Origin of the sequence: Psychrobacter sp. L7, from assembly GCF_002810365.1 — a bacterium.
Taxonomy (GTDB): domain Bacteria; phylum Pseudomonadota; class Gammaproteobacteria; order Pseudomonadales; family Moraxellaceae; genus Psychrobacter; species Psychrobacter celer.
The window spans coordinates 196,292-219,460 of sequence record NZ_NEXR01000004.1; the positions used below are offsets into that span (position 1 = coordinate 196,292).

19 protein-coding genes are annotated in these 23,169 nt (G+C 47.1%); 10 read left to right on the forward strand and 9 right to left on the reverse strand.

Annotated features, from left to right (window positions below; all coding sequences use genetic code 11):
• Positions 1 to 28 precede the first annotated feature (28 nt).
• The gene (locus CAP50_RS06760; protein WP_075102604.1) at positions 29 to 634 is read left to right on the forward strand and encodes a flavodoxin family protein; all 606 of its coding nucleotides are present in this window, start codon (positions 29 to 31) and stop codon (positions 632 to 634) included.
• Between the two features lie 296 nt (positions 635 to 930).
• Here the strand turns inward: CAP50_RS06760 and CAP50_RS12885 are convergent, their stop codons facing one another.
• On the reverse strand, positions 931 to 1,065 hold the full coding sequence (locus CAP50_RS12885) for a hypothetical protein (protein ID WP_256713781.1): 135 nt from the start codon (positions 1,063 to 1,065) through the stop codon (positions 931 to 933).
• An 845-nt stretch (positions 1,066 to 1,910) separates the two neighbouring features.
• Between CAP50_RS12885 and CAP50_RS06765 the strand changes: the two genes are divergently transcribed.
• The 3 genes from CAP50_RS06765 (at position 1,911) to CAP50_RS06775 (ending at position 5,891) form a co-directional block, all read left to right on the forward strand.
• On the forward strand, positions 1,911 to 3,365 hold the full coding sequence (locus tag CAP50_RS06765; protein ID WP_100749475.1) for a cytochrome c: 1,455 nt from the start codon (positions 1,911 to 1,913) through the stop codon (positions 3,363 to 3,365).
• Between the two features lie 240 nt (positions 3,366 to 3,605).
• A complete protein-coding gene (locus CAP50_RS06770; RefSeq protein ID WP_100749476.1) occupies positions 3,606 to 5,207 on the forward strand; it encodes a flavin monoamine oxidase family protein in 1,602 nt (533 codons plus the stop codon).
• A 30-nt stretch (positions 5,208 to 5,237) separates the two neighbouring features.
• On the forward strand, positions 5,238 to 5,891 hold the full coding sequence (locus CAP50_RS06775) for a c-type cytochrome (protein ID WP_100749477.1): 654 nt from the start codon (positions 5,238 to 5,240) through the stop codon (positions 5,889 to 5,891).
• Positions 5,892 to 5,958: 67 nt separating this feature from the next.
• Here the strand turns inward: CAP50_RS06775 and CAP50_RS06780 are convergent, their stop codons facing one another.
• From CAP50_RS06780 to tolQ, 4 genes are all read right to left on the reverse strand, one after another.
• A complete protein-coding gene (locus tag CAP50_RS06780) occupies positions 5,959 to 7,296 on the reverse strand; it encodes a PD40 domain-containing protein (protein ID WP_172953077.1) in 1,338 nt (445 codons plus the stop codon).
• A gap of 113 nt (positions 7,297 to 7,409) precedes the next feature.
• Positions 7,410 to 8,399, reverse strand: coding sequence for a cell envelope integrity TolA C-terminal domain-containing protein (locus tag CAP50_RS06785; protein ID WP_241900681.1), 990 nt, complete (start codon positions 8,397 to 8,399; stop codon positions 7,410 to 7,412).
• A gap of 78 nt (positions 8,400 to 8,477) precedes the next feature.
• Positions 8,478 to 8,936: a protein TolR gene (gene tolR, locus CAP50_RS06790; protein ID WP_100749479.1), complete on the reverse strand. Its 459-nt coding sequence runs from the start codon at positions 8,934 to 8,936 to the stop codon at positions 8,478 to 8,480.
• A gap of 4 nt (positions 8,937 to 8,940) precedes the next feature.
• Positions 8,941 to 9,681 carry a protein TolQ gene (tolQ, locus tag CAP50_RS06795; RefSeq protein ID WP_100749480.1) on the reverse strand — a complete coding sequence of 247 codons (741 nt, stop codon included), beginning with the start codon at positions 9,679 to 9,681 and terminating at the stop codon, positions 8,941 to 8,943.
• A gap of 426 nt (positions 9,682 to 10,107) precedes the next feature.
• Here tolQ and CAP50_RS06800 point away from each other — a divergent pair, with 426 nt between their 5' ends.
• From CAP50_RS06800 to CAP50_RS06810, 3 genes are all read left to right on the forward strand, one after another.
• Entirely contained in the window at positions 10,108 to 11,403 is a 1,296-nt protein-coding gene (locus CAP50_RS06800; protein ID WP_100749481.1) for an NCS2 family permease, read from the forward strand.
• 758 nt (positions 11,404 to 12,161) lie between these two features.
• Positions 12,162 to 15,386 (forward strand): bifunctional proline dehydrogenase/L-glutamate gamma-semialdehyde dehydrogenase PutA, encoded by a 3,225-nt coding sequence (gene putA / locus CAP50_RS06805; protein ID WP_100749482.1) that lies wholly within the window; start codon positions 12,162 to 12,164, stop codon positions 15,384 to 15,386.
• Between the two features lie 11 nt (positions 15,387 to 15,397).
• Positions 15,398 to 16,090 carry a 1-pyrroline-5-carboxylate dehydrogenase gene (locus CAP50_RS06810; RefSeq protein ID WP_075102406.1) on the forward strand — a complete coding sequence of 231 codons (693 nt, stop codon included), beginning with the start codon at positions 15,398 to 15,400 and terminating at the stop codon, positions 16,088 to 16,090.
• Positions 16,091 to 16,268: 178 nt separating this feature from the next.
• Here CAP50_RS06810 and CAP50_RS06815 read toward each other — a convergent pair whose 3' ends face one another.
• Positions 16,269 to 17,441, reverse strand: a complete 1,173-nt coding sequence (locus CAP50_RS06815) for a cupin domain-containing protein (RefSeq protein ID WP_100749483.1) — start codon at positions 17,439 to 17,441, stop codon at positions 16,269 to 16,271.
• Positions 17,442 to 17,574: 133 nt separating this feature from the next.
• Between CAP50_RS06815 and CAP50_RS06820 the strand changes: the two genes are divergently transcribed.
• Both CAP50_RS06820 and CAP50_RS06825 read left to right on the forward strand, forming a co-directional pair.
• Entirely contained in the window at positions 17,575 to 17,769 is a 195-nt protein-coding gene (locus CAP50_RS06820) for an NF038104 family lipoprotein (protein WP_100749484.1), read from the forward strand.
• 282 nt (positions 17,770 to 18,051) lie between these two features.
• Positions 18,052 to 19,128, forward strand: a complete 1,077-nt coding sequence (locus tag CAP50_RS06825) for an RNA-guided endonuclease InsQ/TnpB family protein (RefSeq protein ID WP_100749485.1) — start codon at positions 18,052 to 18,054, stop codon at positions 19,126 to 19,128.
• Between the two features lie 33 nt (positions 19,129 to 19,161).
• Here CAP50_RS06825 and purB read toward each other — a convergent pair whose 3' ends face one another.
• From purB to mnmA, 3 genes are all read right to left on the reverse strand, one after another.
• Positions 19,162 to 20,553: an adenylosuccinate lyase gene (gene purB, locus CAP50_RS06830; RefSeq protein WP_100749486.1), complete on the reverse strand. Its 1,392-nt coding sequence runs from the start codon at positions 20,551 to 20,553 to the stop codon at positions 19,162 to 19,164.
• 145 nt (positions 20,554 to 20,698) lie between these two features.
• Positions 20,699 to 20,908: a hypothetical protein gene (locus tag CAP50_RS06835; RefSeq protein ID WP_100749487.1), complete on the reverse strand. Its 210-nt coding sequence runs from the start codon at positions 20,906 to 20,908 to the stop codon at positions 20,699 to 20,701.
• Positions 20,909 to 21,031: 123 nt separating this feature from the next.
• Positions 21,032 to 22,255: a tRNA 2-thiouridine(34) synthase MnmA gene (gene mnmA, locus CAP50_RS06840; protein ID WP_100749488.1), complete on the reverse strand. Its 1,224-nt coding sequence runs from the start codon at positions 22,253 to 22,255 to the stop codon at positions 21,032 to 21,034.
• A 271-nt stretch (positions 22,256 to 22,526) separates the two neighbouring features.
• Here mnmA and ispF point away from each other — a divergent pair, with 271 nt between their 5' ends.
• Positions 22,527 to 23,024 carry a 2-C-methyl-D-erythritol 2,4-cyclodiphosphate synthase gene (ispF, locus tag CAP50_RS06845; protein WP_100749489.1) on the forward strand — a complete coding sequence of 166 codons (498 nt, stop codon included), beginning with the start codon at positions 22,527 to 22,529 and terminating at the stop codon, positions 23,022 to 23,024.
• Positions 23,025 to 23,169 lie beyond the last annotated feature (145 nt).

Sequence of the window (23,169 nt, forward strand, 5' to 3'; positions counted from 1 at the left end):
TTTTTTTATTTATCATTATAGAGTTTGTATGAACACATCAACCAAAGCTGCCGCTCCCCAAAGCCCGCCTAACGTAACGATGGCGGTTATTTATCATAGTAACTATGGTCATACCAAGCGCGTCGCAGAAGCGATCGTACAAGGTGCGCGTACTCAGTTGCCCGCCGATCAGGCACGCGCGATTGATGTGCACGACATCGATTGGGCGTTTGTTGATCAGGCAGATTTGTTGGTATTTGGCAGTGCGGTCTATATGGGCAGTGTCACCGCTGAGTTCAAAACCTTTATGGACGAGACCTCAAAGCGCTGGTACCACCGAAAATGGGAAGGCAAGTGGGCTGCCGCTTTTGCCAACTCGGGCGGTTTAAGCGGGGATAAGCTCGCAGTCTTACAGCAGATATCCTTGTATGCGATGCAGCATGGTATGAACTGGATTGGCTTGCCGCTGATGCCAACGGGCCACGAAGCGACAGACCTCAACCGTTTGTCGAGCTTTTTGGGCTTGATGACCCAGTCGCTTGATGGGCCGCCTGAAACGACGCCAGGACCCGGCGATATCGATACCGCTATTTGGTTTGGTAATCATTTGGCTAAGACTATTATCAAACATCAGCCAGCCGATAGTAGACCCTAGTATCAGCTTTGCCATATCATATGGCTGTTTATATCATACAGTCGATTTATTCTAAAGATGACAGGGCGCTACTGGTACAAGTTTTATGTGCGTGCTGCACCCACAGAAGCGGCGCATCATACATTTCTAACAATGTTATTTTAAACTGATTCTATCGGTTTGAGGATGGTTCGAGTATCAGTGATTATCCTTTCTTAAAGCAAATTATTTTCTCTGAACTTAAATAGTACCCAAAAAGCAGACAGCCAATGTTGTCTGCTTTTTTTGGTTTTATACCCAATCGACTATAGAGATTTTTATTTGGCCTCATGAACGTGAGCGTGCAGAGTGGTAGGCGCAGAGACAACAGGAATAGGACTTTCGACAAACTGAAACGACTGGCAGCCTGATAGCAGCATCGTCATGCTCAATAAAGCAAATAGTGACTTCATAATAAAATCTCAAAAAGAGCCCTGCCTGCGACAAACAAGCAAGCGATATCACTGTATAACAGGTCTGATAGGGGATACAGCATCCAGCAATGTATCTATTATGTACAGTAAAGGCAGGACAAAGTAAAAAATAACGCCAGTTTTTTAGCATTATACAAGATTATGGCGCGTTTTAATAAAATATAAAAATGAATGTTTAAGATAAGCTATTGTTTTTGATGTTATATTTCTGAATTGTTTTATAAAATATTTTTTTATATATTATTTAAAAAATACAGCGAGTTGGCGCAGGTGGTTTTTTTAACTTTTGTAAAAAAATGGAGGTAATAAGTTACTACGCAAGCAATAGTAGAAAAATAGCTTTACATTAGTAAGGGAGTAGAGAGTATCGAGTAACCATTTATAACGCTGATTTAGACCAGATATTAATCAGTAAAAGATATTAGTCAGTAAAAGATAACAACTAAGCGCAATATACTGGCCATGAGTGTGTTATCTGCTGCTTTAAAGAAGATGTACAGTGCCAAATAAGTGATGGTCAACGCAGATGTATAGTCAGTTCAAATTAAAATTGTTATAAATCTAAATGCGCTACTGGTATAAATTTTACTTGCGTGCTGTTATCACAGAGGCTGCGCAAAATTCATCCCAGCAGCGCTATGTCATTTTTAGAATGAATTGACTATATTATCTGGTCAAAAATTATTTGATAAGTCATATGCTGGAGAAATGGATTTTTAAGATACGTCAGGAAGCCAATATTAAAAGATAACAATAATGAAAACATCTTAGTGAATTAAAAATATTAAATCATTAAAACTAGATGCCAGCTATAAGAGGATATTATGAAGCCACTGTCTATGATGTTGTCGATGCTCGTCATCGGTATGACCTCTGGTACCGTCATGGCGCAAGGCAGTAACGTTGCCCGCGCCACCCTACCAAATGCCAGCTTGCCCAATGTCAGCCCCGCCAATAGCGAGCTGGTCAATCGCGGCGCTTATATCGCACGGGCGGCTGACTGTATGGCCTGTCACGGCGAGGACTATACAGGTGGGACCGCCATAGAGACTCCCATGGGAGATATTTACTCTACCAATATCACCCCCTCAAAACGTCATGGCATCGGTGATTATACCGAAAAAGACCTAAAAAATGCTTTGCAAAAAGGCCGTGCTCCTACGCATATGCTTTATCCTGCTATGCCATATCCCTCTTATCATGGTATGAAGGATGAAGACATCAAGGCACTATTTGCGTATTTGCAAACGGTGCCCGCTGTCGATGAGGCGCCCAAACAAAAGACTGATTTGCCGTTTCCCTTTAATATCCGCGCCCTAATGTTGGGCTGGAACTTCTTAAACGTGCCATCGACCGAAAACCGTGAAGGCCTGAGCCCAACGCAGCAGCGCGGTGAGTATTTGGTAAATAATCTCGAGCATTGCGGTACTTGTCATACGCCGCGTAACAGTACCATGGGGTTTGATAAAGAAAAATACCTATCTGGTGCCCAGCTCGGGCATTGGTATGCACCCAATATCACCCCTGATGAGTCAAGCGGTATCGGCAGTTGGAGTGAGCAGGATATCATCACCTATCTACGGACAGGGGAGCTCGATCAGCGAGCGTATGCTGGCGGTCCGATGGGCGAGGCCGTGGCTCATAGTACGCAGTACCTCACACACGAAGATTTAAGCGCGATCGCCTCTTATCTAAAAGCCATCCCAGCGGTGCAGACAGATGACAAAGTATCAGCTGTCGATGTGGCACGCTTGCCAACCCCTATCAATGACTCGATCACTCATGATCTTTTGGCACAAAAAGATTATCTGGCTCAGGCCAAAGCAGGTGCGGGCAATAGCAGTAATTCGCCTGAGTCTTTGTACCTAGCGACATGTGGTAGCTGCCATGGTATCAATGGCTATGGTCAACCGGATGCTCAGTATTCTCCTATCGTTGGTCTGAGCAGTATTCGCCGTGATAACCCTGACGCGCTTGTCAATATCATCTTGCATGGGGTAGTCGGCAGCACCAATACCTCACCGATTATGCCTGGGTTTGCCGACCAGCTCGATAGTGAGCAGGTTGCTAGTATCGCCAATTATGTGCGCGTAAACTTCGGCGGACTGACAGACAGCGACGTCAGTGCTGCTGATGTCGAACGTATTGCGTCGACCGGGAATGAGCAGCCGTTTTTAATAAAATACGCAGGTTTGCTGGCGATTATTGGCATCATTGTGGCGATTTTGCTCATCATATTCATAATACGAGCCATCATGCGCAAAAGACGCCATCCGTAACCTTGCTGTCTTTTGTCATGGATGCTACTAAGTAACGCCAGACTATTTAGCAAAACCAATCACAAATAATAATAGGGCAGACGGCCGCGCACACGCTGAGTATCGCATAGTAGCATCATCAGTCTGCTACCAAGCTGATAGCTTTATAGGGAAACAGCCTATCAATACTCAAACTGGCGGTGCCACACAGAGCAAAAAACCACAAGCGGACCGTCATGCACCAACTTTAAGGATATGATTATGAAAGACATGCTCCAATCCCCAACACGGCGCCAATTGCTCTCCATGATCGGTAAAACAGCCGGAGCAACGGCGATGTATCAGGCGATGACCACGCTAGGGTTTGCCTCTGAGTCGACATTTCAAGAATCCATGGAGCTTGAAGGGGCACCTCCGGGCGCTAGTATTATCGTCCTTGGAGCAGGTTTGGGTGGTCTGACGGCCGCTTATGAGCTGCGTCAGGCAGGCTATAATGTCAAGGTTTTGGAGTTTCAAAACCGCGGCGGCGGGCGTAGCTGGACGCTAAATAGCGGAGATAGATATACCGAGCTTGGCGGTGCGGAAGTGACATGCGACTTTGAAGAAGGCAATTATTTTAATGGTGGGCCTTGGCGATTACCGAGCCATCATTATGCAGTGTTTCATTACTGCAAAAAATTTGGCGTAGAAATGCAGCCGTTTATCCAAACCAATGATCGAGCTTACTTGCATCGGACCAATCACTTCGGCGGTGTCCCTCAGCGTCTAGGGGATGTCAAAAACGATATTCAAGGCAATATCGCAGAGCTGATGTCCAAGGTGGTCAACGTCGGCGGCCTGGATCGCTCAGTCAATACCGAAGATAAAGAAAAGCTACTAGAAGGCTTAAAAGGTTGGGGCGTGCTGGACAAAGACTATCGTTATCGCGCGAGCAATGCCACCAGCAAGCACCGCGGCTATAGCGTCTTGCCAGGCGGTGGACTTATGCCGACAGAGACACCCTCAAAACCATTACCGATGAGTGAGATACTAGACTCAGGCATGTGGTCTGATATTTATAGCAATCATATGACATATGCGCATCAGCCCACGATGTTTCAGCCAGTGGGTGGCATGGGTAAGATAGGCGACGCCTTTACGCGTGAGTGCCGCGATATGATCGAATTTAATGCCAAGGTCACTAAGATTCACCAAGATGAGACGGGTGTGACGGTCAGCTATGTAGATAGCAATAACCCAGAGGGGGCAGTGAAGACGGTACGGGCGGATTGGTGTGTCTGCAATATTCCTCTGACCGTTTTGACCCAGCTTGATATCAATGTCTCAAAGCCTATGAAGCAGGCGATGGCGGCGGTGCCTTATGATACTTCTTATAAAGTCGGTTTAGAGTTTAAGCGCCGTTTTTGGGAAGAGGATGAGTGGATCTATGGCGGCTTAACTTATACCAATATGCCAATTACCCAAATCGCTTATCCTTCTGAGGATATGTTTAAGGATGGCACAGGCGTTTTATTAGGGGCGTATGGCTTTGGTGCGACTTCTTATAAGTTTAATACCCTAACGCCGCAGGAGCGCATCAATGTCGCGCTGGCTTATGGTAAGTACATCCACCCACAGTATCCCAAAGAGTTTCGTGCTGGGACATCAGTGGTCTGGCATCGCATTCCGTGGACTTTGGGCTGTTATGGTATCTGGAGCGAATCTAGCCGCAAACAGCACTACGATACGCTGTGCAGCATAGACAATCGTATCGTCCTAACTGGCGAGCATTGCTCTCATATCCCAGCATGGCAAGAAGGCGCTATTTTATCTGGCATAGACGCCGCCAATCGCCTGCATAAAAAAGCAAAAATGCTTGGTTAATATTGATAACAATAAAATTCAGAGGCTATCATGGACAATGCAATCGTAAAAAAAACAATCAGGGAGAATACAACATCAAAAATGCTGCCTGTGATGTTGCTGAGTGTGATGAGTGGCGCGGTGGTAATGGGCTGTAGCCAGCAAGCAGATGATGTGGAAACGGTGGCCAGTGTACAAGAAGCTGACCTTGCTCCAGATTATCAAGCCAGCCGCAATACGGGCAGTTGGGGCGGTGTCTATATGAGTCGCGACGAGCTAAAAGCCCCGAAGATCAACGTCGTCGATGACAGCTCGTTGCCAAGTATGACGCAAGATGCCAGCCTTAGTAAATGGGAGGCAAAGTTTGAGGGCACCAATGCTTTTGTCACCACCGATGGCAAAAAGCTATACCACGACTCCTGTGCAGGCTGTCATATGCACGAAGGTCAAGGCGCGTACGGGGCAGGATATTACCCGCCGCTGGCGAATAACAGCAAGATGCAGTCAAAATATTATATTATCGATATCTTGATTAATGGCTTTCGCGGTATGCCGTCTTTTCATATGATGATGGACGATGAGCAAATGGCTGCTGTCACGCAATATGTGGTCAGCGATCTCAATGGGTTTACCGATACGGTGACCGCCGCCGATGTTGCCAAATTAAGACACGCCAATCCACCAGGCTATGATCCAAGCGAGTAGCTCGCTGGCATAAAAAAACGTTTCATCTCGCTGTATCGTTTTTATAGCGGATTGATGATATGAGAGTCTATTGCGGACTGGCTGACCAAACAGGCGAGCGTATCACGCCTTGACCAGACTTGCCAAAGGACTCGCCGCCGTTTAGGGACTTGATGATTAGCACTCCTTTGCCACCTTGGGTAGCGGCATATACCACACGCTTACCATTTGGCGAAAAGCTTGGCGCTTCATCGATGCCCGTATTGCCTAAATTGGCTGTCACCGTGCCATTGCTATTCATCACCGCTGCGGCTCGCCCACTCAAAAAGGCGATCTGCGTGCCATCATGACTGAACTGCGGACTGGTGGCATAGCTACTGTTTGAGACTTTGGTCGTGCGTCCTGAGTCAAACTCATAGCGATAAATCTGCGGCTTATTAAAGCCTGCACGGTCACTGACAAACACAAACGATTTGCCATCTGGGGCGTAGCTTGGCTGTACCTCGCTGCTTGGCCAGTTGGTCAGTCTTTTGGGCTGACCACCACTGGTACTCATCTCATAGATATGCGCACTGCCTTCAAAGCTGCTAGAAAACAGTATCTTGCTACCATCGGGCGAAAACGACGGGCTAAGATTGCTGCCTTTAAATGGAGTAAGTGCGCTGGCACCGCCGCCACTCACGTTTTGGATATAAATCACCGGATAAGACTGGTCGCGTTGGATAGCATAGGCAATGCGGTTGCCATCAGGAGACCAAGCAGGCGAGAAGATAGAGCCTGCCACTTCGGTGATGGTCTTGGCGTTTTCGCCATCGGCATCCATCACTTTTAGGCGTGAGACTTTTTGTTTGCCGGTGCCGACTTCTTCGATATAGGCGATGCGTCCTGAGAAGTCGCCTGGCGTACCGGTGATCAGCTCATACACCTTATCAGCGATGACGTGACCGGCATAGCGCATGCTGTCTTTGTTGTTGTCAGCGCTGAGGCTTTGCTTGCCTTGTAGCACCCGACCTGATTTGACATCGATGACCTCATACTCTGTGATGACTTTACCGCGATTGCTGCGAGTGCTGCCCACCACCAAATAAGGAATACCCATGCTTTGCCAGACCGGCAAGCTACCTGCCAGCTCGCTGCTACTATGCGGCTGCTGCGGCAAGTCTTTGCTGGTGACTTTTAGCTCTGTTTTGCTCAAGTCATTGAGAATAATCGGCGATAGTACCGAGTCTCCTGCAAAGGGTACAAACGCGACTTGGTTTTGTTGTCTTGGCGCAACCACCGTGACATCGATCTCCATAGGCGCAGCAGTAGCAGAATATAAAGGAGCAAACAGCAATGGAGTAACCAATAGCGAAGCCGAAGCGAGGTTTAACGCGGAGAAGGTGGTGATCTTTGAGGTTGGTAGCTTTAAAGATAATGGTTTCATAGGTGAATACCCTAAGTTAAAAATTTTAAAATAATCGGCGGTATGAGATAAATGTCAGAAAGCTCTAATGTCGCCCTCTTTGACACTAGCCCTCAAATACTTTTTACCTTAATCTATTGAACCATAACGTTGATAGTTAAAGCCGCAAAGCTGGCAGGGTTGGTCAAATCAATAGGTAGGGGGCTTGCGGCAAAAGCGGCTTCTACTGCAGCATCATTAACAGCGCTATTAGCGCCAGTAGCTTTGGCGGATAATACGTTACCTTGATTATCTAATCTTAAAGCTACTTTAGCAGTAATACCTTGGGTTTCAAGCGGTGCTTTTAAATTTCTCTGAATTTCAGCGGCTATGCTGTTCTTAAAATCATCCGCAGAAGCCGAAGCGCTACTACGGGTACTAGCAGGCTTGCTATCAGCCGTTGATTGACCTTCTGAAAGGCTGAAGGTCTTAGCACCGCTACCAGTATCAATTTTCAGATTTCGGTCGGTCGGCGTAGGACGAGTAATCTTGGGTGGGTTGTTTTGTTTTTGATGAAACTCATCCAGCCGTCTTTGTTCCTCTATCAGCTGCCTTTTTTTATCTTGTTCAACTGCTTCGTGTTCTTCTAACACGGCTTCATCAAGCTTGGCTGCCCACTCTGCCATACGGCGTTCATATTCTTGATTTTGCTCAAGCAGACGTTGGTGCTGCGTCTCACTCATGAGAATTGGTGCACTCGCAGGATCATCAGAGCGTGTGAATACAGGTGCTCGCTGCGCATTCGGTTGGTCAGTGCTTTGGCTGGTAGAGCTACTATCAAATGTCTGAGGCGGCAAGGTGCTGGATATACCGTTTGTACTACTGTCGGTTTGCATGGCCTCTGCAGCGGCAGCTCGGTTGGCCAATATCTGTCCTTGCATCTCAGCGAGCTGCTCTGGCGAGACCATGACCGTCTCGATACTACCTGCTGTCTCTACATCGGTATGTTGATACGCGTATACCAAGATGCCCAGCACCAGCCCATGTGCGAGCAAGCTCAGCAGCATAGGCAAGGTGAGCCCGTTACCTTCAGGCTCGGTGGGCACATAAACGACAGGAGCATTATGCATGGTGTGATTACTCATGAGCGTGGTATATCAGATTGTTTGCTATGGTTTGCTGTATCATTGCTTGGCACTGTATTGGCACAAATAGCGAGACAATCACAGCGATGGGGCCGGTAAAGGCGCACCAGTGAGTAGTCCGACTTTTTCGATCCCTGCTTGTTGTAGGCTGGCCATCAATGTCATGATAGCGCCATACTGATTGTTTTGATCGGCATTGATCATCACTTGTATCGGTGGCTCGCCAGTATTGCTGTTTTGTGTTTGAAGATTGGACAGCGTATTGATCAGCTCAGGCTCACTAATCGGCATATCAATGTTGTTTTCGTAGCTGATAAATAGCTCGCCGCTCGCCGTCAAAGACACAATGATTGGCAGCTGACTTTGGCTCATGGTGTTGGTCTGCTCTTTGGGCAGATCCACGTCGACACCAGTGATGAGCAGCGGCGCGGTCACCATAAATATCACCAGTAGTACCAGCATGACGTCGATATAAGGAACGACATTCATCTCTGCATTTAGGGGTTTTTTTTCACGGCGATAGGGGCTTTGTCTCATATACTTAGCGTCCTTGCACCTGACTGGCACTCGATGGTGCCTCTGAGCTTGGGTTGTTTTCGCGGTTTGTGCTGCGCTCAGCGCTGGTCTCACGCTGGAGCATACCAGTCATTTCATCACAAAACAGCGCGCGCGACTCATACAGACGGCCAGACTTGGCGGTGAAATGGTTGTAGGCCAGTACAGCAGGAATCGCAGCAAATAGACCCATGGCAGTGGCGATCAGTGCTTCAGCAATCCCAGGAGCGACCGCAGCGAGGGTGGCTTGTTCAGTTTGTGATAGCCCCAAAAACGCATTCATAATGCCCCAAACCGTCCCAAACAGTCCAATATAAGGCGCCACTGAGCCAATACTGGCAAGCGTGGTCAGTCCTGACTCTAGTAATAACTGCTGACGACCCAATCCGACATGTAGCTTGCGCTCCACACCATCGATGATGTCGTCTTTGGGTTGGCGTTTTTTATGCATTCTTAAATATTCAGAAAACCCAACATAAAAAATCTGCTCAAGCCCTTGCCGATCAGGGGAGCCTTGCACGCCTTGATAGAGCTTGGCCAAGTCTTCACCCGACCAAAACCACGTCTCAAATTGTTGGTCGAAGTTTTTGGCAGTACCCAGCCGTGCACTCATACGAAAAATAATCACCCAGCTAAGTAGCGAGGCCAATAACAACAACGCCATGACGATTTGTACCAGCAAACTGGCTTGGGTAATAAGGTCGATAATGTTTAATGATTCAGGCATGTATTTGACTCATGAGTGATGAATAACAACTGGTAGGACACGTCCTAGTGTAGTGTACTGTGAAATGAAAAAAAGGTCATTTATTAAAGTGTTAAACGGTAAATAAAACCGGTACAAATGATACGTTGCTATTTTCAATTGATTTGGTGATTTATCACATGACCTAAACCACAAAACAGTCATAAATAGAGCGAAAACGGCTGTTTGCACCCATCAGGCACGGGTAATGATTGAATTTGTACGCCAATTTCTCTAAAATGTTGCACTTTATTACCGCTGCCTTTTTGATAATGACGTCGCAATCTATTTGCTGACGTCATATTTATTTTAGGCACCAATAAATTTGTTCTTTCTCTAAGATATGGTCTATTTATATATTTTGATGTTTAAATAAGGCCATACCTTAGCAAGCTGGGCGCGACACTTATGAATGCAATTGAACGCTATTTTGGGATCAACGGTGAAAACACCACGGTCAAAACGGAAATCCTCGCCGGTATAACCACCTTTTTGACGATGGCTTATATCATCTTTGTCAACCCCAACGTATTGGCAGAAGCTGGTATGGACAAAGGGGCAGTGTTTGTTGCTACCTGTTTGGCAGCAGCATTAGGCTGCTTTATCATGGGTATCTATGCCCGACTGCCTGTGGCATTGGCTCCTGGTATGGGCTTAAACGCCTTTTTTACCTATGGCGTCGTTTTAGGGATGGGCTATGCGTGGGAAACCGCGTTAGGCGCTGTTTTCTTATCAGGTTGTTTGTTTATTCTCTTAAGCCTATTTAAGATTCGCGAGTGGATCATCAACGCCATTCCAGCCAGCCTCAAGCAAGGCATCGTGGCGGGTATTGGTGCGTTTTTGGCCTTTATTGCCTTACAGAGCTCAGGCATCATCGTTGGCCGCGATGCGACATTAGTGATGCTAGGCGATATGACCGCGTTTGCACCGATGATGGCGGCGCTGGGCTTTTTTATTATTATCGGTTTGGTCTACAAAAAAGTCCCAGGCGCGGTGACGATTGGTATCTTGGCGATTACTCTGATCAGTTTGCTCACAGGGCATACACAGTTTACAGGCATCATGTCGACGCCGCCATCTGTCGCACCAACCTTTATGAAACTCGATATCGCAGGTGCCTTTGATATCGGTATGATCAGTGTGATTTTTGCTTTCTTGTTTGTCGATTTGTTTGATACTGCAGGCAGTCTGGTGGGCATCGCCAACAAGGCAGGTCTGATCGATAAAGACGGTAATATCCCTAACATGGACAAGGCGCTGCTTGCTGACTCAACAGCGACGGTCGCAGGCGCTATGCTAGGTACATCATCGACGACCAGTTATATCGAGAGCGCCTCAGGTGTGGCCTCAGGTGGCCGTACAGGCCTGATGGCCGTGACCGTGGGCGTGATGTTTGTGCTGAGTATTTTCTTTGCACCCCTTGCTGGGATGATTCCTGCATATGCGACTGCTGGCGCAATTTTTTATGTCTCGGTATTGATGTTGTTTACGCTAAAAGATATCAACTGGGAAGACTTAACCGAAGCGGCACCAGTGGCGGTAGTCCTGCTACTCACACCGCTGACGTACTCTATCGCTGATGGTATCGCGCTTGGGTTTATCACCTTTACTGCTGTCAAGCTGATGACGGGTAAGTTTTCAGAAATTAGCATCCCTGTATGGGTGTTGACGGCTATTTTGCTTGCCAAGCTGGTACTGCTATAAGTATTTGGCGTTATCAATACGTTTGATACAAATACGCTTGATATAACGGCTCAATATGGCGTTGTAATCCGTAAAAACCCTCTTTATCTGATATGGATAAAAAGGGTTTTTTTATGTGGGTGCAGTAGAGGGTTTTTAGGGTGCAGGTTTTAGCAAGTGGCGCGTCCAAGTATTTGATTAGAAAAACAATTAACACACAATAGTAAACACAAAAATATAACTCAGGCGTCATGATGGCAAATGTGCTAGTAACTGATTGTTTTTTAGTAAGATATTAATTGTCAAAAATACGCGATATCGTTAGTTGGAAAATTTTTTTCATGATATTATAGCGACGTTAAGCGCATCACCTCAATCAACGCCGTAGAGGTTTTTCTTACAGTGAATTTGCGTTATCTTAGATGACAGGGAATCGCCATATTTGACACGTCGATGTTTGATGTCGCTATCGCAAAACCTGCTCATCGCACTCCTTTCACTACTAACAAGAAGAAGGCACTAATGCCGCTTAACTTTTCGTTGTTGCCTTTGTATTGTTAACGTAGCCCGTTTAACACTCGAACGACCTACTTAACCGTTTCCAGCCTATGCTGGATTTTCTCGTTTTGTGATGGTGCCGTTTGGTCTTTTGATTATCGCTGTATGCATATATTGTGATTGCTATTTATTTAACCGCTGTCATTAGCGGTGATACAAGACGATCAGACTTCCTAAAACCCCATTTATGATGGTTTTTAAACGATAGTTATGGAGTTGTTATGAACCCAGTAGACCAGTTTACCCCGCAAGAGCCGATTTTATTTAAGCCTGTCGATTTGCTAGCGCCAGAGTATATTACCCAGTCGTCAAAAGCACTATACGCGTGTATCTCACCTTTATATTGTGTGGATGAAGAGCGCTGGTTGTCAGAGCTGTTGCCACTTGCTAAGCCCAGCGACAAAGAGCGTGACGACGCTGCTGAGCAAACACGCCAGCTGGTCGAGCATGTACGCAATGATGGCAAAGCCGTCAAAATGGTCGACTCATTATTGCTTGAGTATAGCCTTGATACCCAAGAAGGTATCTTGCTCATGAGCTTGGCTGAAGCCTTGATTCGCGTACCAGACAATTATACGGCTGATGCTTTGATCCATGACAAGATGAGCGTGGCTGACTGGAAAAAACACATCAAAAATGACAATGGTTTTATGGTCAATGCCTCGACATGGGGCATGATGATGACCGGCCGCGTCGTGAGTATCGATAGCAACACCACGGCCACAGGGTTTTTGGATCGTATGACCAAAAAAATGGGCGAGCCGGTGATTCGTAGTGCCATGCAAAAAGCCATGCGCATCATGGGGCATCAGTTTGTATTGGGGGAAACCATCGAGGGCGCCAATAAAAACAGTCAGCCGTATCGCAATAAAGGCTATACCTATTCATTTGATATGCTGGGTGAGGCGGCCATCACGCATAAAGATGCTGAAAAGTACTTTAATGATTATCTGCACGCCATCAAAGCCACCGCAGATATCAAAGTGGCTGAGGGTATGCCAAAACCGTCAGTATCTATCAAGCTGTCGGCGCTGCATCCACGCTATGAGGCCACGCAAGAAGCGCAAGTGATGGGACTACTGCGCCAGCGCTGTTTGCTACTGATCGAAGCGGCGCGCGCTGTCAATGTCGATATCAGTATCGATGCCGAAGAAGCGGATCGCCTTGAGATTTCGCTAAAACTGTTTGAGTCTTTGTATCGTGACAATTTGACTGCCGGCTGGGATGGCTTAGGGTTGGTGGTGCAGGGCTACTCAAAGCGCGCGATTGCGGTTTTGGCATGGCTGGCGCAGTTAGCGGCAGAAATGGGTGATCGCATTCCAGTACGTTTGGTCAAAGGCGCGTACTGGGATACGGAGATCAAATTGGCTCAGCAAAAAGGGCTGGCAGGTTATCCTGTCTGGACACGAAAAGAAGGCACCGACACAGCCTATCTGGCGTGCGCGCGCTTCTTGTTATCAGATCATCTGCGCGGGCTGATTTGGCCGCAGTTTGCGACGCACAATGCGCATACGCTAGCATCAGTCATGACCATGAGTGCGCATCGCGACTTTGAGTTTCAGCGTCTACACGGCATGGGCGATGCGCTTTATGATCATATCTTGCAGGCCTATCAGATTCCGGTGCGTATCTATGCGCCAGTCGGTGCTCATAAAGACTTGCTACCATACTTGGTACGTCGTTTGCTCGAAAACGGTGCCAACAGCTCGTTTGTCCATCAGCTACTAGACAAGTCTTATCCGATTGATAAGCTGACTGTACACCCTTTTGATAAGCTACTGGCCAACGCAACATTGCACAATCCAGAGATTCCTTTGCCATTAGATATCTATGGCGAGCGCCGCGCCAGCTTTGGTCCCAATATCTTTGTAGAGTCGCAGTGGCTACCGTTTAAAGCGGCGATTGATAGCCACTTGCACAAGACATGGTCAGCGACTTCTATCATCAATGGCACTGCGATTGATGAGTATAAAGCGGATGATCAAGTCAACAAGCTTGAAGCGCACACAGTACGCGCGCCTTGGAATCACGATGTGATCGCTGGTGAAGTGGTTTATGCCAATGCTGGTCTGGCACAACAAGCGACCCTAGCGGCCGTGGCAGGACAAGCAGCATGGCAAGCGCAGTCAGCGGCCAAGCGCGCAGCCATACTACGTAAGATTGCTGATTTGTATGAAGAAAACTACGCTGAGCTCATGGCACTGTGCCAAGTAGAAGCGGGCAAAACCATGCAAGACAGTATCGATGAGATCAAAGAGGCGGTCGATTTTTGCCGTTTTTATGCGGATGAAGCAGAGCGCCTAGATGAGGTGGTGCACGAGTTTACAGACTTGTCTGGTAAGCCTGCACGTCAAGTGTATAAAGCGCGCGGTACCTTTGTCTGTATCAGTCCTTGGAACTTTCCGCTGGCCATCTATACCGGTCAAATCGTGGCGGCGCTGGCCGCAGGCAATACCGTGGTCGCTAAACCTGCTGAGCAAACCAGCCTGATTGCGCATTTTGGTGCACAATTGATGTATCAAGCAGGGGTGCCGGTAGAAGCGTTGCAGTTGGTAATAGGCGCAGGTGAGGTAGGCGGCGCATTGACGGCCACTGACAATATCGCAGGTGTGATATTTACAGGCTCTACCCAGACCGCCCAGCGTATCAACCAAAGCTTAAACAGTCATGCACAAAGCAGTGGTGAGCTACCAATACTAATCGCCGAAACAGGCGGACAAAATGCGATGATCGTCGACTCAACCGCCTTGCCTGAGCAAGTGGTCAAAGACGCTGTGCTATCTGCCTTTGGCTCAGCGGGTCAGCGCTGCTCAGCATGCCGTATCTTGTGTGTACAAGAAGAGATGGCTGATGATTTGATTGAGCTGCTGCAAGGCAATATGGCGGAGCTGTCGGTCGGCAATCCGCTGTACGCCGCCACGGATGTCGGTCCGGTAATCGATGCCGATGCCAAAAATGGCCTAGAAGCACATATCGAGCGCATGCGTGCTGAGCCAACCGCGACGATCTTGGCACAGACGCCCATGAGTGTCAGCTCGGTCGTCAGTCAAGAAAAATCGACCTTTGTCTTACCGACAGCGATAGAAGTAAAAAGCATTGATGTGATAGGCGGTGAGCACTTCGGTCCTATCTTACACGTTTTGCGTTATCAAGCACGTGATCTAAACAAGCTGATCGATGCCATCAATAGCACCGGCTTTGGTCTGACATTAGGTATTCATAGCCGTATCGAAAACTCCGCTGAGCATATCGAGCGCCGCGTGCTGGTGGGTAACACTTATATCAACCGCAACCAAATCGGCGCGGTGGTCAACGTCCAGCCATTTGGTGGCTGTGGCCTTTCAGGTACTGGCCCCAAAGCAGGTGGCCCGCATTATGTGGCGCGCCTGATGAAATTAGATAACGATAATCAACCTTCAACATCCACGCAATCAGCAATCGCATAAGGAGTAGCAAGATGGCGACTGAATTTAAAAAAAATCATGCCCAAGTTTGTGAGTCTTGGCGATTACTTGGCGCGGTCAATCGCGCCGCTTATCTGCAAGCAGCCATTCCTCGGTTGGCCTTGTTGACGGGCGATGCCAATAAAGCCAAGCGCTTATTCAACCATTTGTTGAGCGCTGCGCCAAGCTTAGATGAGGTGCACCGCATGACAGGCGCGACAGGAGAGTCCAACGATTTGTACGTGACGGCTCGTGGCAAAACCATGGTCATCGGTAGTGAGTCAGCGCGTACGATGGCAGTGCTTGGTCAGCTAATCGCCGCCCTGCTGACGGGTAATGAAGTGATACTGCACTGCCCAAGTCAAGCGGAGATGTGCGATGAAGCGGCAAAAGTGCTTTATGAGATAGGAGTAAGCGATGATGTCTTAAGCGTCGCCAACGACTCACAAACCATCACACTGTTATACATCGATCGCCTCGCGCAGGTCGCAGTGGCAGGCAGTAATAGTGAAGTGCAAGCCATCAGCCAAGAGCTGGCCAACACCGATGGTATCTTGACGCAAGTCATTAGTGTGACCGATATGGACGGCATGTCAGAGATGCTCACGCCTGACTATCTGCATCGGTTTGTCACTGAGCGCGTCAAAACCATCAATACCACCGCGATTGGTGGTAATGCCAGCTTGCTTGAGCTTGGTACCGACTAGGGTTGTTTCTTGCATCGCGGCTTAAATCATATAGATAGATGATGCTAAGCGGTGAGTGCGCAAGATAAAATCAACAGTAATAATAAAAACCGATATCTGAAAGCCTAGGTATCGGTTTTTTTATTGAGGACAGACTGAGATGGCCTATATAAAAAAACTTGTACAAAACAATGAGCAGTTACTCAGCATAATCAAGCCAAACCCAGCCGTTTTCTAGCCACTCGCTCAAGTCGTCTGGATCGATATCGGTCACATCTTGATAAGTCAAACGCTCGCCATTTGCCAAACGAATGAGTACCGTCGCTGCTGCCTCATCAATGCCATCGAGGCGCTGGCCATTGGCATATAATATGTCGCCTTTGTCCGTTTGGCGGTAGAGTAGGCGATTGCTATAATCCGCTTGCAGCGCTGCGCCCTCTGATAAGGCCTGTATCAGCTCATCTGTGTCCAGCGTCTCCTCTGGTACCAGCGCATCATATTGGCGTTTGCTGACGACCTCAGACACGGCTTGACCAATGATGTCGTCGCCGCGCTCAGACTGCAGCAGTTGTAATAGTTTACCCTTAATCGCCTCAATACTATCTGTTTGTAGCTCGCCGGACGCTTGCAGCGCTTGCGGCAACAGCATCGGGATAAATAAATCGCTGTCGTTGGTGGCGATATCAGCCAAGCTATCGATGATTTGCATAAGGTTGGGACGACGACAGCCAAAAGAAAACGTCAGGCAGTCATCTTGCGCCACCCCAAAATGCGAGAGCTTTGGCGGTACATAAAGCACATCGCCCGCTTCTAGGATCTCATCAAAGATAATCTCACCCATATCGTCAAACACCCGAATCGGCTCATCTGCCACAAACTCAGTGTCTGTATCACAAAACTTACCGAGCTGCCAGCGGCGTGAGCCAAACCCTTGCGCCAAAAACACATCATAATCATCATAGTGCTTGCCAACCGAGCCGCCAGCAGGCGCATACGAGACCATAATGTCATCACGCTGCCACTGCGGGATAAAGTCAAACGCTTGCCACAATTGCCCAAGCTCAGGTGACCATTGCTCAAGGTTTTGCACAAGGACTGTCCACTGCGCTGGTAGGTTGTCAAAGTCGGTTTGGCTTAAGGGGCTTTTTTTAAGTTGCCACTGCGGCTCATCGACAGGCTTAGTTGCCGCTTGAGTGAGCAGGCGGGCAGAGGCTTCTTCTTCAAGCGCTAGGCCGAGCATATCTTCTGGCTCAAACATACCGATTAGTTGCGGCAGACCTTGCTTGATCAGCAATGGCTTTTTTTGCCAATACTCGTTTAAGAATTGCTCAGGGGTCATATTATCAGGTAAACAAAGGGGTATAGCGCTCATTGGTAAATCCATATAAAAATTAGGAAAAATTAATAGTCAGGATGACTTTATAGGAGAGTTTTAATCGTTTATGATGACTTTTCGATAGCTTAATACAAAGACTATCGGCTTATCTTAAAATTATAGGAAGTTTATGAAAAAGTTGCATTTCATCGTCATTATCGCCAGCGTATTTGTCCTACAAGCTTGTGTCCACAAAATTGTCACTGTACCTGCCAAAGTTGCTTATAAAACCACCAAAGGCGTAGTCAAAGGCACGGTCGCGGTCGGCAAGGCTATCATACCAGGCGACAGTGATGACGATGATGATAAAAAGGATAAAAAATAAAACCTTACTTATCACCTATGAGTTTTTAAGATCATCATAGCATGCAAAGTAAGGTTGTCTTTTTATAGACTTAGGCGAATGTATAGCCAGTTTGAACAAATAGAGATGAGGCAATTGTGCCTTATCTCTATTGCTTTAAGGTATTCAATTCACCTTAGCAAACTTTATCATCTAACGCCGTAAAACCACATCCTTCTAGGGCGTAGATATCAGGCGTCAGCCATTGTCGCCCAGTATGGCGAACCCCTTGATACCGAAACCCATTGAGATCATAATTAATCCATGAAAACCCTCAAGCTACGCATCAAAGACAAATACGCCACTCAGCTCAATATCTTGGCTGGGGCAGTTAATTTTGTCTGGAATTACGTCAATGAGCTTAGTTTTAAACATCTTAAGCGCACAGGTCAATTCTTTTCAGCCTATGACTTGGCTACTTATACCAAAGGTAGTGGCGAGTATTTAAACTTGCACAGCCAAACCTTGCAAGCGATTAGTGAGGTTCACGCTAAATCCCGTAAACAGTTTAAAAAAGCCAAACTCAACTGGCGCACCAACAACCCAAAGGCCAAGAGAAGAAGTTTGGGCTGGATTCCTTTTAAAAAGACCGCTATTAAGCACCTATCAACTCGTCAATCAGGTAAGAAAAGCCTTAAATCTACGATTCAGCTAAGCCTTGCTAAGGGTAAAAAACTAATCATTGATATGTGGGACAGCTATAACCTAACCCTCTACCGCATCAACACGTGCGAATTGGTACAAGACGCACGTGGTCACTGGTACGCCTGTATCACCGTTAAAGAGTTTCCAAAGATTAAGTGTGGTACTGGCCAAGTCGGTATTGATTTAGGCTGTAAGGATTCAGCAGTCAGTAGTGATGGTGATCAGCTACAAATCAAAGTCACTCATCAATACGCCGAAAAACTGGCCATTGCCCAAAGAGCTAAAAACAAAAAACGGGTCCGTGCCATTCACGCCAAGATTAAAAACACCCGCCAAGACTTAATCCATAAATTCACATCAAAGCTTGTTAAGTCCAACAGCTTAATCGTTGTTGGTAAGATTAAATCAACATCATTCACTTCATCCAAACTGGCCAAATCCGTCTATGACGCTGGTTGGTTTGAAATTAAACGGCAACTGGATTACAAATGCGCGAACGCAGGTTGCCACTATATCGAAGTCAATGAAGCGTACAGCACCCAAACCTGCTCGTGTTGCGGCTCTCGCCAAGACAGTCCGAAAGGTAGATCAGGTCTTGGTATAAGAGTATGGTTTTGTCGTTCTTGTAAAACGACCCATCAACGTGACGTTAATGGAGCAAAAAACATTCTCGCGGTCGGGCTTGGCCGTCTTTAGTAGGAATCCCCTCCGTTTAGGGAGGGGAGGAAGTCAAAGCTTTGCTATCCAGTCTTGAATAGCGCGTGCTTGCTCAGCAGCGTTACCCGTATAAGTAGCTGGCGTCAGCTCGCGCAGGCTTGCTTTGTCGCTATCTGAGACAGCAGCCAACTCATCGCTCTCTACAAAGGTGAGCATGGCTTCGCGAGTCATAGCATTACCACGAGTTAGGGCTTTTAATTTCTCGTATGGGTTTTCGACGCGGTAGCGACGCATGACCGTTTGAATCGGCTCTGCTAATACTTCTTGTGCCTGATCCAAGTCATCGTTTAAGCGCTGAGCGTTTAACTCAAGTTTGCCCACGCCTTTTAGGCAAGCATCAAATGCAATCATGCTTTGCGCCAAGCCCACGCCGATATTACGCAGGACGGTAGAGTCTGATAAATCGCGCTGCATACGTGAGATTGGCAGTTTTTCGCCCAAATGCGCAAGCATGGCATTGGCCACGCCCAAGTTGCCCTCAGAGTTTTCAAAATCAATAGGATTGACTTTGTGCGGCATGGTTGATGAGCCGACTTCACCGTCTTTTAGGCGCTGCTTAAAATAGCCTAAGCTAATATACTGCCAAATATCACGGTTAAAATCGATCAATACTGTGTTGAAGCGTTTGACAGCATCAAACAATTCAGCGATATAATCATGTGGCTCAATTTGAGTCGTATAAGGATTAAACGTCAGCTCTAAGCTTTGATTGATAAACTGCTCAGCATGACTTTGCCAGTCGACTTCTGGATAGGCTGATAGGTGAGCATTGTAGTTACCGACTGCGCCATTGATTTTACCGAGTAGCTCAACCTGACCGATTTGCTTAATTTGACGAGCTAAGCGATAAGCGACATTGGCCATCTCTTTACCTAGCGTCGTTGGGCTAGCAGTTTGACCGTGCGTGCGTGACAGCATGGGCTGATCAGCGTGAGTAATCGCCAAGTCAACGATGCTATCGGTCACTTGCTGCATTTTAGCAACCACAAGCTCGCGGCTGTCTTTGAGCATAAGCGCATAAGACAAATTGTTAATATCTTCACTGGTACAAGCAAAATGGATAAACTCCAAGCTGTCTTCTAGCTGCTGATTGCCGCGAAACTTATCTTTGATAAAGTACTCAACCGCTTTGACGTCGTGATTAGTCGTCGCCTCAATATCTTTAATCGCCTGCGCGTCACTTTCACTAAAATCATCAACGATACTATTCAAAAAGGCATTGGTATCTGCATCAAACGCTGCCAACTCACCGATGGCGCTGTTGTCCGCCAATGACTGTAACCAGCGAATTTCGACGGTGACGCGCGCTTTGATCAAGCCAAATTCAGACAAATAAGGGCGCAAGCTGTCGGCTTTCGATGCGTAACGACCGTCGATCGGGGAGAGTGCGGTAAGTGGAGTCATAAGGATGCCTCGATAGTTATGAAATGAAAAACTGCAAAAGTTATAGCCAATGAAAATCGCTATATAAGTGAATGGTTAAATTTGATGTGCGTAATATAGCAGAAATACAGACTTAATAAAGCAATCTATTGGTGTCAGCCTCTAATTAGGGCGTCATGGTCGAACCATATTTGGTATTAAAATAAAAGCTACGCTGCGTCTGCGGCGCTAAAGACAAGGGAATTGTCTTGACCGTACCATTGTTGCCGATGGCGACACTATCGGTCGCATAGTCAGCGGTATTATATGCAGGGTTGCTCAATCGTGATGTTACCGTCGCACTGTTTTTTCTTGCTTGCTGCAAGATATCCTGCATGACAAAGTTATCGATGCTTTTATTGGCGCGATTGGTTGCGGTAATTTTATAAGCGATACATTATCAGCCATATACTGACGAGAAAAATGACCAGTCCAGAATAGTATAGTTAAAATAAAACGATCAAAGCCCACAAGGCGCATCAATAGACTCAATCACGCCGCCACCCAAACAAACCTCATCGATATAAAACACCGCAGACTGACCCGGCGTCACTGCGCGCTGCGGCTCATCAAAAACAACTTTGACCTCAAGGCCTTGCTCATCGATAGCAAAAACTGTGCAGGCTTGATCGGGTTGACGATAACGCGTTTTTGCCATGCAGCGTAAGCCCTCAGCGCTAAAGCTATCTTTTGGCGCAAGACCATCAACCCAGTCGAGTTTGTACGCTTGTAGCTCATTACTCATCAGCATAGGATGCTCGTGACCTTGACCAACGATTAGCTGGTTTTTCTCTAAATCTTTAGCAAGGACAAACCAAGGTTCCTCAGGACGATCTTTTACACCGCCGATACCGATACCGCCGCGCTGACCTAAGGTGTAGTACATTAGCCCATCATGCTGACCGATAACATGTCCATCGTCAGTGATGATATCGCCTTTTTGGGCAGGCAAGTACTGCTGCAAAAAGTCCTTAAAGCGGCGCTCACCAATGAAGCAAATACCGGTTGAGTCTTTTTTCTTCGCGGTCACTAAATCATGCTTTTCTGCGATGCGGCGTACTTCAGGCTTCTCTAACTCTCCGACTGGGAATAAAGTCTTGGCTATCTTGTCGCCGCCAACTGCATGTAAGAAGTAGCTTTGATCCTTGTTGTTATCAAGGCCGCGCAATAGCTGCGCTACCTCCATACCCGCGCTATTTTTATAATTTACGCTGCGGCGCGTGTAATGACCGGTGGCGATATAATCAGCGCCAAGCGTCAGCGCATAGTCCAAAAACGCCTTAAATTTGATTTCTTTATTGCATAAAATATCAGGGTTAGGCGTGCGTCCGGCTTTGTATTCAGCCAAAAAATGCTCAAACACACGGTCCCAGTATTCCATCGCAAAGTTTGCGGTGTGCAATTTGATACCGATTTTGTCACAGACCGCTTGCGCGTCGGCGAGGTCGTCCATGGCTGTGCAGTATTCGGTGCCGTCATCTTCTTCCCAGTTTTTCATAAACAGCCCTTCTACCACAAAGCCTGCTTGCTGCAAAAGAACGGCAGATACCGAAGAGTCGACACCGCCTGACATACCGACAATCACATGCTTACTGCTAGGATTGTCGATGTCGGCAAGCGTCAAAGGACGCTGGGCGCTAAAAGCATGAGAGACAGAAGTGTAAGGGTAGGCGGTGGTTGACATAAGACGGCTCAACTATTTATACGTGATTCAATATCAAAGAGGGCAGCAAAATACAGACAATCACCAAAACCAATCAGCGTGGCAAATGCGCTCAATGTTGCTGCCGTCTCATCTTTTGAACGGGGTATTATGTTAAAATTAAGCATCGTATTATACCAGTTAATTGAAACTGGTGGCGAGCTATGGCATCTTGTTGCTGGCAAAATCACTTTAAAAATTCAGATAGTGGTTTTGAATTATTTTAATCCTCTGTTTTGTATTTGGAATAATAATGATAAAAATTGGTCAAGGTATCGACGTTCATGCGTTTCATAATAATGGTCAGCAGCAGCAGTATGTCATACTAGCGGGCGTACCGATTGAGCATACTCACAGTTTGCTGGCGCACTCTGACGGTGATGTGGTGCTACACGCACTTGCTGACGCGTTATTGGGCGCACTGGCGCTCGGTGATATCGGGCAGCACTTCCCTGATACTGATGCCGCGCATGCTGGTCTTGATTCGAGAGTGCTGCTACGTTATGTCTATAGCAAAATAGTCGATGCAGGATATAAAGTGGGCAATGCCGATATCACTGTCATGTGCGAGCGCCCAAAACTTGCGCCGCATAATCAAGCGATGCGCGCCAACATCGCCAGTGATGTGCAAACCGATATCAGTAATGTCAGCATAAAAGCCACGACCACAGAAAAACTGGGTTTTACCGGCCGTCAAGAGGGCATCATGGCCAGTGCCGTGGTATTATTGCTCGCCGCTGAGCCTCGGTAGCGTGACTGTGATGGGTGATACAATGATGAGGGATATAATATTGGCACTTCTTTTATGAGAACTGACAATGTTTAGGCGATGGATCAAACGCTAGCAAGCCATGCTTGTAATATACGGACCATCGCCCCATGTATCAGCCATAGCC